The following is an 11,342-nucleotide window of genomic DNA, read 5'->3' as shown; positions in this document are numbered from 1 at the left end:
GCAACAGCGTCTGTGCCTGTTCTGCCTATATCGTGAAGAGAAGATTGATCCGGATGAGCATCTGATGCTCATGCCTGAAGGATCGTTTGTTGTTCGGGGCTTGCCCCGTCTGACAGGCGATCTGGTTGATGTTGCCTGACCGCGCGTCATCGGATTTATCTCGAGAAGCTGGTCTTAAGGTATGGCCCGGATGTCGCTCGGCGTGACATCTTTATGAGGGACCATACCGAACACGTCGATGGCATCATGAATGGTCGGTTGTAAAAGGTAACCGTGCCTCTGGTTCGGCAAGCTCAGGTTTGTCCGGATAGTCGATTTGGAACCCCTTCGAGCGCAAGCGAGGAGGATAGGCATTCCAAATCCAGTAAATGATGAGCATTGGCAATGAGAACGATTAAGTGTCGTAAGGGCATTTGGTGGATGCCTTGGCATGCACAGGCGATGAAGGACGTGTTACGCTGCGATAAGCCGTGGGGAGCTGCGAATGAGCTTTGATCCATGGATCTCCGAATGGGGCAACCCACCTTAAATGCTTGGAAAATCCAAACTGACTGCAAGGTCGGCTTGGGTTTCCAAGCATTGAGATAAGGTATCTTACCTTCGAATAGATAGGGGTAAGAAGCGAACGCAGGGAACTGAAACATCTAAGTACCTGCAGGAAAGGACATCAACCGAGACTCCGCAAGTAGTGGCGAGCGAACGCGGACCAGGCCAGTGGCATTGGTGGTTAAAGCGGAACACTCTGGAAAGTGTGGCCGTAGCGGGTGACAGCCCCGTACGCGTAGATACCATTAATGTCCTAGAGTAGGGCGGGACACGAGAAATCCTGTCTGAACATGGGGAGACCACTCTCCAAGCCTAAGTACTCGTGCATGACCGATAGCGAACAAGTACCGTGAGGGAAAGGTGAAAAGCACCCCGACAAGGGGAGTGAAAGAGTACCTGAAACCGGATGCCTACAAACAGTCGGAGGGGGCAACCCTGACGGCGTACCTTTTGTATAATGGGTCAACGACTTAGTGTAACGAGCAAGCTTAAGCCGGTAGGTGTAGGCGAAGCGAAAGCGAGTCTGAATAGGGCGATATAGTTCGTTGCATTAGACCCGAAACCGAGTGATCTAGCCATGAGCAGGTTGAAGGTTGGGTAACACCAACTGGAGGACCGAACCCGCATCTGTTGCAATAGATTGGGATGACTTGTGGCTAGGGGTGAAAGGCCAATCAAACTCGGAAATAGCTGGTTCTCCGCGAAATCTATTTAGGTAGAGCGTCTGGCGAATACTCCCGGGGGTAGAGCACTGGATGGGCTATGGGGACTCACCGTCTTACTGATCCTAACCAAACTCCGAATACCGGGAAGTACTACCAGGCAGACACACGGCGGGTGCTAACGTCCGTCGTGAAAAGGGCAACAACCCTAACCTCCAGCTAAGGTCCCCAAGTCATGGCTAAGTGGGAAAGGATGTGAGGATCCCAAAACAACCAGGATGTTGGCTTAGAAGCAGCCATCATTTAAAGAAAGCGTAACAGCTCACTGGTCTAAATAAGGGTCTTTGCGCCGAAAATGTAACGGGGCTAAAGCCATGCACCGAAGCTGAGGATTCCTCGCAAGAGGAGTGGTAGCGGAGCGTTCCGTAAGCTGATGAAGGGATACCCGTGAGGGGTCCTGGAGGTATCGGAAGTGCGAATGTTGACATGAGTAACGATAAAGAGGGTGAGAGACCCTCTCGCCGAAAGACCAAGGGTTCCTGCTTAAAGTTAATCTGAGCAGGGTTAGCCGGCCCCTAAGACGAGGCGGACACGCGTAGTCGATGGGAACCACGTTAATATTCGTGGGCCTGGTGGAAGTGACGGATCGCACAAGTTGTTCTGGTTTATTGGATTATCAGGGCAGCGGAGCGGTTCCAGGAAATAGCTCCACCGTATAGACCGTACCCGAAACCGACACTGGTGGTCAGGTAGAGTATACCAAGGCGCTTGAGAGAACTGCGTTGAAGGAACTCGGCAAATTGCACGCGTAACTTCGGAAGAAGCGTGACCCCATTTTACGCAAGTAAGATGGGGTGGCACAGACCAGGGGGTAGCGACTGTTTATCAAAAACACAGGGCTCTGCGAAGTCGCAAGACGACGTATAGGGTCTGACGCCTGCCCGGTGCTGGAAGGTTAAGAGGAGAGGTGCAAGCTTTGAATCGAAGCCCCAGTAAACGGCGGCCGTAACTATAACGGTCCTAAGGTAGCGAAATTCCTTGTCGGGTAAGTTCCGACCTGCACGAATGGCGTAACGACTTCCCCGCTGTCTCCAACGCAGACTCAGTGAAATTGAATTCCCCGTGAAGATGCGGGGTTCCTGCGGTCAGACGGAAAGACCCCGTGCACCTTTACTATAGCTTTACACTGGCATTCGTGTCGGCATGTGTAGGATAGGTGGTAGGCTTTGAAGCAGGGACGCCAGTTTCTGTGGAGCCATCCTTGAAATACCACCCTTATCGTCATGGATGTCTAACCGCGGCCCGTCATCCGGGTCCGGGACAGTGTATGGTGGGTAGTTTGACTGGGGCGGTCGCCTCCGAAAGAGTAACGGAGGCGCGCGATGGTGGGCTCAGAGCGGTCGGAAATCGCTCGTCGAGTGCAATGGCATAAGCCCGCCTGACTGCGAGACTGACAAGTCGAGCAGAGACGAAAGTCGGTCATAGTGATCCGGTGGTCCCGCGTGGAAGGGCCATCGCTCAACGGATAAAAGGTACGCCGGGGATAACAGGCTGATGACCCCCAAGAGTCCATATCGACGGGGTTGTTTGGCACCTCGATGTCGGCTCATCGCATCCTGGGGCTGGAGCAGGTCCCAAGGGTTTGGCTGTTCGCCAATTAAAGCGGTACGTGAGCTGGGTTCAGAACGTCGTGAGACAGTTCGGTCCCTATCTGCCGTGGGTGTAGGAATATTGACAGGATCTGTCCCTAGTACGAGAGGACCGGGATGGACATATCTCTGGTGGACCTGTTGTCCTGCCAAGGGCATAGCAGGGTAGCTATATATGGACGGGATAACCGCTGAAGGCATCTAAGCGGGAAACCCACCTGGAAACGAGTGTTCCCTATCAGAGCCGTGGAAGACGACCACGTTGATAGGCCGGGTGTGGAAGTGCGGCAACGCATGAAGCTTACCGGTACTAATAGCTCGATTGGCTTGATCGTTCTCATTGACTATGCTCATCGAATGAAATTCGATGAGCCAGACCTTCTGTCCTGACGCTGTCGCGGCTCTGCCGCTTCGCTCCGGACGGGCCGCGCCACTAGGCGCGACGGCCGCTTGGCCTTGCGGAGCTCTGCTCCGACGCCCTCATGAAGGTAAAGACGTGTTCAAAAAAGATGTGAAAACATCACCAGCTTCTCACACAAGTTGCGCTTCGCTGACCTGGTGGTTATGGCGGGGTGGCTGCACCCGTTCCCTTTCCGAACACGGCCGTGAAACGCCCCAGCGCCTATGGTACTTCGTCTTAAGACGCGGGAGAGTCGGTCGCTGCCAGGTCTGCTAAACGCAACTCAACGCATGTGCCCGAAGCTGAACAAGCTTCGCAACCCTACATGCGGAAATAATGATAAAATCTTCTCTTCACAAACTCTACGGCCCAAAGCCGATCAAAGGGCCGCTCACATAGCGGCCTTTTGCTTTATAATGCCTCATGAACGCGAGACAAATTGCGTCGCAATTTGCTCGGATGAGATCCGCAAAGCGCACACGCTTTGCGTAGCCGCGACAAATCCCCTTGGGATTTGCGCAATCGGTATTTTGCCAGTCGGCAAAAACCTGGTAACGCGGGGTGGAGCAGCCCGGTAGCTCGTCAGGCTCATAACCTGAAGGCCGCAGGTTCAAATCCTGCCCCCGCAACCAATCTCCCCCCTAACCCAATCAAAACCCCGCCACAGCGCCTTTTGGCCTTCCCGGAACCGGACCCGGAACCCACATCCCGCGCCACAAAACGACAGTTCTGCCAGAAATCAACCCGCCTTCAGTTCCCGGGTTCCTCTTGGCCGCGAACCACAGGATCGCGGCTGTTAGAGCTGACCCAGCAATCCAGCAACACCAAACCCGGTAAACAAGCCCGCATCCCTGCAGGCTTCTTGTGGTCTCCAACTCAGTGAAACCAGCAGGTTGCAAAGAAAAATCGCGTCCGAGGACGAAAAGCGAAACCGGCCGGAATAAAACGACAGCTCCGTTGTCCACGTTCATGAAACCGCTCTGCATGAAAGGGAGCCCCCATGAACGTGCCTCCCCGAAAGGGATTATTTCCGCGGGCAGCAACGATCTTCGTGATCCTGTCCGCCTCAGCCCTTGCCGACGATCCGGCGTCGCATCAACACGCGCCCGCCTCGCCTACGGACGAGACGCCGTTCCTGGCGGAAAACGATGCGGCGATGACGAAGATGATGAACGATATGGCGGTCAGGCCAACAGGCGACGTCAACAGGGATTTCGTTGAGATGATGATCCCCCATCATCAGGGCGCGATCGACATGGCGCAGACCTATCTGCGCTACGGCAGCAACGAGCAGCTCAAGCGCATCGCGCAGGAAATCATCGTCGATCAGCAACAGGAAATCGCCGCGATGCGTCTGTCGCTTGGCGATCCCCTTCCGCCTTCGGCTCCGGCGCCGACCCAGGTTTCCCCGCAGAACTCTCTCCCCTCCGGCGCCGGCATGTCGATGATGCCGACGATGGATCCGAACATGAAAATGGGCAATTGAAAGGACCCTGTCATGAAGTCCAGCCTCCTCGTTCTCAGCCTTCTCGCCGGCACGATACTGGCGCCGGCCGCAAGTTTTGCCGGCCAGGCGCCGGGTGCTGTCTCCGATCCGGATATTCCGGTCAGCAGCAAGGATCGTGTCTATGCGGCCGAACAATTCTCCAACACGGTTTCGGTCACCGATCCGTCCACCAACAAGCTGCTCGGCGTCATCCGTCTCGGCGATCCGCAGCCGGGCAATCTGAGCCCGCTCTATCGTGGGCAGGTCCTGGTTCACGGCATGGGCTTTTCGCCGGATCACAAGACGCTGGCCGTCGTTTCGATCGGCTCGAATTCGGTGACGTTCATCGACACGGCAACCAATGCCGTAAAACACACGACCTATGTGGGGCGCTCGCCGCATGAAGCGTTTTTTACGCCCGATGGCAGCGAGGTCTGGGTCACGGTTCGCGGCGAGGATTACATCTCCGTCATCGATGCGCATACCTATGAGGAGAAGCTGCAGATCAAGGTACCAGCCGGGCCGGGCATGCAGATCTTCTCGCCGGACGGCAGATACGGCTATGTCTGCTCTTCGTTCAACCCGGAAACCGTCGTCGTTTCCGTCGCCGATCACCAGATCGTCGGCCACATCAAGCAGGAAAGCCCCTTCTGCCCCAATATTGCCGCGACGCCCGATGGCAAGCAGGTCTGGTTCACCCTGAAGGATATAGGCAAGACGCAGGTCTTCAACGCCGAAGCACCTTTCGATCTGATCAAGACGATCGATACCGGGCCGATCACCAACCATGTCAACATCGTTCACAACGCCAACGGCGATTTTGCATACATTACCGTTGGCGGCCTCAACCAGGTGAAGGTCTATCGCACGGACAATTTCGAGCAGGTCGCGACAATCCCCGTCGGCAATCTTCCGCACGGTGTCTGGCCATCAGGCGATGGCACGCGCGTCTATGTGGGGCTCGAAAACGCCGACGCACTCGCAGCGATCGATACGCTGACAAACAAGGTGATCGCCACGATACCGATCGGCCAGGCTCCGCAGGCTGTCAACTATGTCCCGGACGCAGTGCCTGAGGGCGATGGCATGGAGAACCTTCAGCCGCTCGGCATCGCCGGCCAGGTGGCGCATCTTGCCCTGCGCGCGCCGAAGTCGGAAGGCGTTGCGCCAACGAGCGTCTCCCTTTTCGATCAGGGTCTGTCACAGGTGCTGCAGGCATCCGTGACGGGGCTGGAGCCCAGGAAGCCTTACATTCTTGCGCTCTCCACCCGGGCCGACGGTACGGGCGATCTTCAGCCTCTGGCATCGTTCATGACGAACCCGGCCGGCTCGGCGATCGTCAACGCCGTCGGTCCCATCAGGCAGATCGTCCAGAGCAGCGAGAAGGCCGAGCGCCGCTATCTCGTCGTCGCCCTGGCGGGTCAAAAGGGACCGGGCGAAGTCGTCCAGATCGAAGCGAAGTAAATCCCTTCCGCCCGTCGCCTGTGATAGGGTGGCGGGCGAAGCTCCTGAAGGTAAGCCTCATGAGTGACATTCTGCAGCTTGTCGAACCGATGATCCCCGCACTCCGCCGCTACGCGCGCGGATTGCTGAAAGACGTAACGGCCACCGACGATCTCGTTCAGGATTGCCTGGAGCGGGTTATTGCCCATTGGCATCATCGCCGAAACGACGATCCGCGCACCTGGATCTTCGCTATCCTTCATAATCTGGCGGTCAATCGGTTGAAACAGACGGCACGCCGCGGCGAACATCTGCCCTTCGAGAAAGTGGATGAACGCGTGCTTGCCCGGCAGCCGACGCAGGAAGACAATCTGATGAGCCGCGACATCCTTCTGGCGCTGGAGCAGCTTCCCGAGGAGCAGCGCAGCGTGCTGCTGCTGGTATCGGTCGAGGATCTGTCCTATTCGCAGACGGCGGAAGTGCTGGCCATCCCGATCGGCACCGTCATGTCGCGCCTGTCGCGAGCGCGTGAGCGGTTGCGGCAGATATTGGAGAACCCGGGCAAGGCAGCACAGGGGCCGGCGGCCCATCTTCGGAGAGTAAAATGAGCGTAAAACCGATCACCGAGGATGATCTTCACGGATTTGTTGACGGTGCGCTGGACGAAACGCGCGAAGCCGAGGTTTCCGCCTATCTTGAGACGCATCCCGAAATCGCTGCGCGAATTGACGGCTACGGCAGGCAGCGGCTCGATCTGCGGGCTGCGCTCAACCCGGTTGCAGACGAGCCAGTTCCGAGCCGGCTGAACCTGAGCCATCTGATGGAAGTGCGCAAGCAGGGCAGGCTCCCCGTCTGGCGTATGGCGGCGGCCGCTGTCGTTCTCCTTGTCGCCGGCGGTTCCGGCGGCTGGATGCTGCATGGCATGTACAGGCAGCCGGGCGAGGGCATGGTGGCGCTGGCCAACGAGGCAACCGACAGTTTCGCCACCTATGCATCTGACAGGATGAGGCCGGTCGAGATCCGCGCCGACAATATGGCCGAGCTTGTCGACTGGGCGACGGCGCGCATGGGCCGCAAACCGATCCTGCCGGACCTTTCCAACTCGGGCTATCGTCTGATGGGCGGCAGAATGATCTCGACGGCGCATGGCGCCGGATTGATGCTGATGTATGACGACGATCGCGGAACGCGGCTCGTCATGCTGACGCGCCCCATGCTCGTTGATCAGAATAGACCTATGGCGCCGCATGAGCAGGGCAATGTCGAGGGCTGGAGCTGGGCGTCGGGCGGCATGGGCTATAGTCTCGTCGGCGCCCTGCCGGCCGATCGTTTGCATCCGATTGCCGACGATATCAGGCATCAGACCGAGACCGGTGCCTGAATTTTCCGCCGATGCATGCCGCACAAAGGGCGCATGCCGCCTTGCGGCAACGATGGCGTGAAACGAAAGTTTCAGTGCATGCGGGGGCGGCGTTTCTCGCCGCCGCGCTTTCGTGGCAATCCCATCATGCCTTCGGGAATCTGTTCGTCGGCTGCCAGTGCCGCATTATGCTGGCGTAGACGCTCGAGCGCCACCGATGCAAGCTGGCTGTAGGGAACGGCAGCCGGATCGTCGGTATGGATATCCTGGATCGCCGCAAGAACCGCCTCTGCTTGTGCGAGGCGGCGCGTTGCGATGAGGGCGACCCCTTCCTTGTAGCGCGCCTGCACCGCATGGGGCGCCTGCTCGCCGATGCGGCGGAAGGTCACGATCGCATCCTCATAGAGTTTCAGCGCCAGTTGCGTATCGCCAAGGCGAAGCGCAATCGGCAACGGCTCGGCCGCGCGCTCCAGCAGCGACTGATAGGCGGCAAGGGCCTCGGTCAACTTTCCCCGGTCGAACAGCAGGTTGGCAAGGCCGAATTCGGCGCCGGTATGGCCGGGCGAGGACTGCAGAACCTGGGTGAAGACGATCTCCGCTTTCCCCTTTTCCCCTTTCTGATACATGTCGAGCGCTTGCTTGTAGACATAGTTGACGCTGCGCGGATGCAGGACGCCGCCGAGGTTGCGTCCGTCGCGGGTCCTGAAGAGCGTATAGCTGATCCGCCGCTCGTCGGCGCCGAACACATATTTGTACGGTTCGTTTCCGCGCAGAAAATCGTAGGCCCGGAAGCCCGCCTCGATCGCCCGGCGGATGCAGTATCCGTGCAGCACAAGGCCGGGAGACGGCGTCTTCCAGTTCTCGTCCCGGCCGGTGATATAAAAGAGGATCGTTTTCTTCGGGCGGTCGATGACGTTGGCGAGCACGCCGAGCGGCTGTTCGCCGAACCAGAAGACCGGGACCTCGAGCGTGCCGCTCTTGAAACAGTCCATCAGCATTTCGCGGGTGGAATTGATGAGCCGCTCGGTCCGCTCCGGTCCTTTGCGCTCCGTCCATCGCTTGCGCCAGAAATCGAAGAGAATCGTGAGGTCCCGGTCGATGGTTGCGGGCGTCGCCATGGTAATCCGGTAGCCTTCGTCACCATCGAGCTTGCGCAGGAAGCGGCGCAGCTTCTGGCGCGTCTGGCTGCTCATCTTCTGCTCCAGATAGTCGTCCCAGCTTCCCGGCAGGAAGACGACCGGGCAGATCGTATTGTCGATATTATCCGGGCTGGTCGGGGCGTTGTCACGGAACATGACGAGTGGCCCCTGCAGGGCCAGGATCATCTTTTCCCGCCGCTCCGGCGGCCCGCTGAAATGCTCCAGCCGGAGATGCGTCCAGTTCTGTCGCTTGAGGTATGCGGCAAAGCCGTCAATGGCTTTCTGTTCGTAGCCGGGCATGACGATGAAGCCGGTATAATCGGCCGAGTAGTTTCCGCCCATGACGATTTCGTCGTAGAAAAGCCCGCTCTGGGCATCGAGTTTCGTGAGCAATCTCAGGGGGAGGAATGCGACATAAGGAGCGTCCGGCTCCCGCTCGCGCAGCGCCAGGATGAACCAGCGGCCACGATGCCCGAGAAAGTCTCTCAGCCATGTCCAGGAAAGGAAATGCTGGGCGTCCGGATCGTCCCTGTAGACCTGATCCCAGTTGTCGCGGACGGCGTCGAAGCCGGCTACGGTATCAATGATATCGATGCGCATGCCCCCTCCCAATACCCCATACGCAATTCGGGAGATTCCAGTTTAATGAGAAACATCGATCTTCAAATAAACCGTCCGGGTGATTCCTTCAGACGAAATGGGATTAGCCCAGGGAATCCGGTTTCGGCCGCCCGAAACTAGAGCGCGACAATTCGCGGGCTTGCGTGGATGAAGGTCCAGAGCGCCTTGCTGATATTGACGATCTCGCCAATGGATTTCTCCAGAAGCTCCATCTCGCGGTCGTCCATCTGTTCGATCTTGCCGTAGCGGATTTCCTTCTCGTCCTCGACGAGCCGCATGAGCTGCGTGCTGGAGATTTCGCCCTTCTCGTCGAAGGAATAGATGCAGTGATTGTATTTGTTGCGCATCTTCGATTCCTTCTTCAGGCGCGACATGGCCGAAAGAACGGCCTTGCGGTCCGCAGCTGGCGTCGAAGGAAGCTTTGCCAGGCGCTCGACAAGATCGATGCGTGCGCGTGTCGTGTTGAGCGTCAGGAACACCACCACCGCCGCTTCCTTCTCGACCTTGAGAAGGTGGGCGATAATATAGATCAGCAGACTTTCTGTATTCGTCCAGACATAGTTCAACCGGCCGACCATCAATAAAACATCCGACATGGCCGGCATGTTGAACTCCCTAGGCTCAACGTTGATGATACCTGGACTATATCAGATCAGTTCGGTGAACGCCTCAGTCATTTCTGCGCTCAGCGTTCCTTGAAGGCGCGGGACATGCTGTCGGCAACCGGCTTGCTCAGATACTCGAAGAAGGTGCGCTCCGAGGTCTGGATCAGCACCTCGGCCGGCATGCCGGGAACCGGGTGGAAGTTGTGAATGCGGGCAATTTCGCTGTCCGGGATCTGCACGCGCACGATGTAGACGTCTTTCACCGATAGACCGGTATTTTCCTCGACCGAGTCTGCCGAAACATAGAAAACCTTTCCTTCGAGAACCGGCGTGGTGCGTCTGTTGAGGGCCGTGAGGCGGATTGCGGCCGTCTGTCCCTCGTGAAGCTGGTCGATGGAGGTACGCAATACCTGCGCCTCCAGGATCAGCGGCACATGAGCCGGCAGAATTTCCATGATCGGCTTTCCGGTGGTGATGACGCCGCCGGCGGTGTGATAGTAGGAGCGGACGACCGTGCCCGACACGGGCGAACGGATGATCGTGCGTTCCAGGACGCCGGCTGCTTCCCTTGCCTGTTCGCGGACGCTGTCGAGATCGGATTCGGCCGTCTCCAGTGCATCGAGTGCTGCCTGCTTGTTGGAGTTGACGGCGATGACCGCTTCCTGGCGGAATTTGGCGATTTCCGCTTCGCTTTCGTTGAGCTCGCCGTTAAGGCGCGAAATATCCCCCATCGCATCGGCAATGGCGCGCTCGATGGCCAGAAGATCGGTCTTGCGCATATAACCAACCTTGACCAGCCTTTCCTTGGAGTCCCGCTCGTCCGACAGCAGCGCCAGCTGCCGCTCGAAGGATTCGCGCTGCCCCTTGTACCCGTCGAAACGGTATTCCAGCGACTTGATGTTCTTCTCGATGAGGTTCAGCTGTTCCTCGAGCTTGATCCGTTTGCTGTGGAAGACGATGTTCTGGCTCTGGATAATGGCGTTGACGTCCGGATCGCTTGCCTCGGCCATGACGATCTCGGGAATTTTGAACTCGCTTGCCCCCTGCGCTTCTGCCCTCAGCCGCGCCACAACGGTTTCCAGGCGCAGGCGCCTCAGGTTCAACATGCGTTCGTTGGTCAGGGCGGCGGTCTGGTCGAGCGTCAGCAGCACGTCGCCTTCCTTGACGCTTGCGCCTTCACCGACCATCATTTCCTTGATGATGCCGCCTTCCAGGTGCTGGACCACCTTGTTGTTGCCGGTGGCCACGAAGCTGCCCTGGGCGATGATCGCCGAGGCGAGCGGCGCGGTTGCCGCCCAATATCCGAAACCGCCAAACGAAGCGAAAAGCACCGTCAGGCCGATCATGCTGTGAAAGCGGATCGACCGCGGCACGTCGCCATACCATTCGAGCTGCGGGCCGGCTGTTTCCTGTTTCTTCTTGCCCATGGCC

At 58.1% G+C, this 11,342-nt stretch carries 7 protein-coding genes, 1 tRNA gene and 2 rRNA genes; 7 read left to right on the top strand and 3 right to left on the bottom strand.

Annotated elements, in window-relative coordinates:
* The first annotated feature begins 392 nt into the window (after positions 1-392).
* The 7 genes from ACU8HS_RS08960 to ACU8HS_RS08930 all read left to right on the top strand — a co-directional run bounded on the left by ACU8HS_RS08960 (position 393) and on the right by ACU8HS_RS08930 (position 7,567).
* A 23S ribosomal RNA gene (locus ACU8HS_RS08960) occupies positions 393-3,192 on the top strand.
* A gap of 219 nt (positions 3,193-3,411) precedes the next feature.
* Positions 3,412-3,526 (top strand): 5S ribosomal RNA (gene rrf / locus ACU8HS_RS08955).
* Between the two features lie 286 nt (positions 3,527-3,812).
* Positions 3,813-3,889, top strand: a tRNA-Met gene (locus ACU8HS_RS08950).
* Positions 3,890-4,257: 368 nt separating this feature from the next.
* Positions 4,258-4,743, top strand: a complete 486-nt coding sequence (locus ACU8HS_RS08945; RefSeq protein ID WP_112572608.1) for a DUF305 domain-containing protein — start codon at positions 4,258-4,260, stop codon at positions 4,741-4,743.
* Between the two features lie 12 nt (positions 4,744-4,755).
* Positions 4,756-6,207, top strand: coding sequence for a YVTN family beta-propeller repeat protein (locus tag ACU8HS_RS08940; protein WP_112572606.1), 1,452 nt, complete (start codon positions 4,756-4,758; stop codon positions 6,205-6,207).
* 59 nt (positions 6,208-6,266) lie between these two features.
* Entirely contained in the window at positions 6,267-6,794 is a 528-nt protein-coding gene (locus ACU8HS_RS08935; RefSeq protein WP_447015777.1) for an RNA polymerase sigma factor, read from the top strand.
* Positions 6,791-7,567: an anti-sigma factor family protein gene (locus tag ACU8HS_RS08930; RefSeq protein ID WP_447015776.1), complete on the top strand. Its 777-nt coding sequence runs from the start codon at positions 6,791-6,793 to the stop codon at positions 7,565-7,567. Before ACU8HS_RS08935 ends, ACU8HS_RS08930 begins: the two co-directional genes overlap by 4 nt.
* A 71-nt stretch (positions 7,568-7,638) precedes the next feature.
* Here ACU8HS_RS08930 and ACU8HS_RS08925 read toward each other — a convergent pair whose 3' ends face one another.
* The 3 genes from ACU8HS_RS08925 to ACU8HS_RS08915 form a co-directional block, all read right to left on the bottom strand.
* Positions 7,639-9,285 (bottom strand): GNAT family N-acetyltransferase, encoded by a 1,647-nt coding sequence (locus tag ACU8HS_RS08925; protein WP_447015775.1) that lies wholly within the window; start codon positions 9,283-9,285, stop codon positions 7,639-7,641.
* Between the two features lie 137 nt (positions 9,286-9,422).
* Positions 9,423-9,911: a hypothetical protein gene (locus tag ACU8HS_RS08920; RefSeq protein ID WP_112572599.1), complete on the bottom strand. Its 489-nt coding sequence runs from the start codon at positions 9,909-9,911 to the stop codon at positions 9,423-9,425.
* An 80-nt stretch (positions 9,912-9,991) separates the two neighbouring features.
* Complete coding sequence (locus ACU8HS_RS08915) at positions 9,992-11,338, bottom strand: HlyD family type I secretion periplasmic adaptor subunit (RefSeq protein WP_377313911.1); 1,347 nt, start codon at positions 11,336-11,338, stop codon at positions 9,992-9,994.
* Between the last annotated feature and the right edge of the window lie 4 nt (positions 11,339-11,342).

It is taken from the genome of Rhizobium sp. KDH_Rht_773_N (assembly GCF_052946295.1).
Note: the sequence above shows the minus strand (reverse complement) of the source record. Positions and strands in the feature narration are given on the sequence as shown.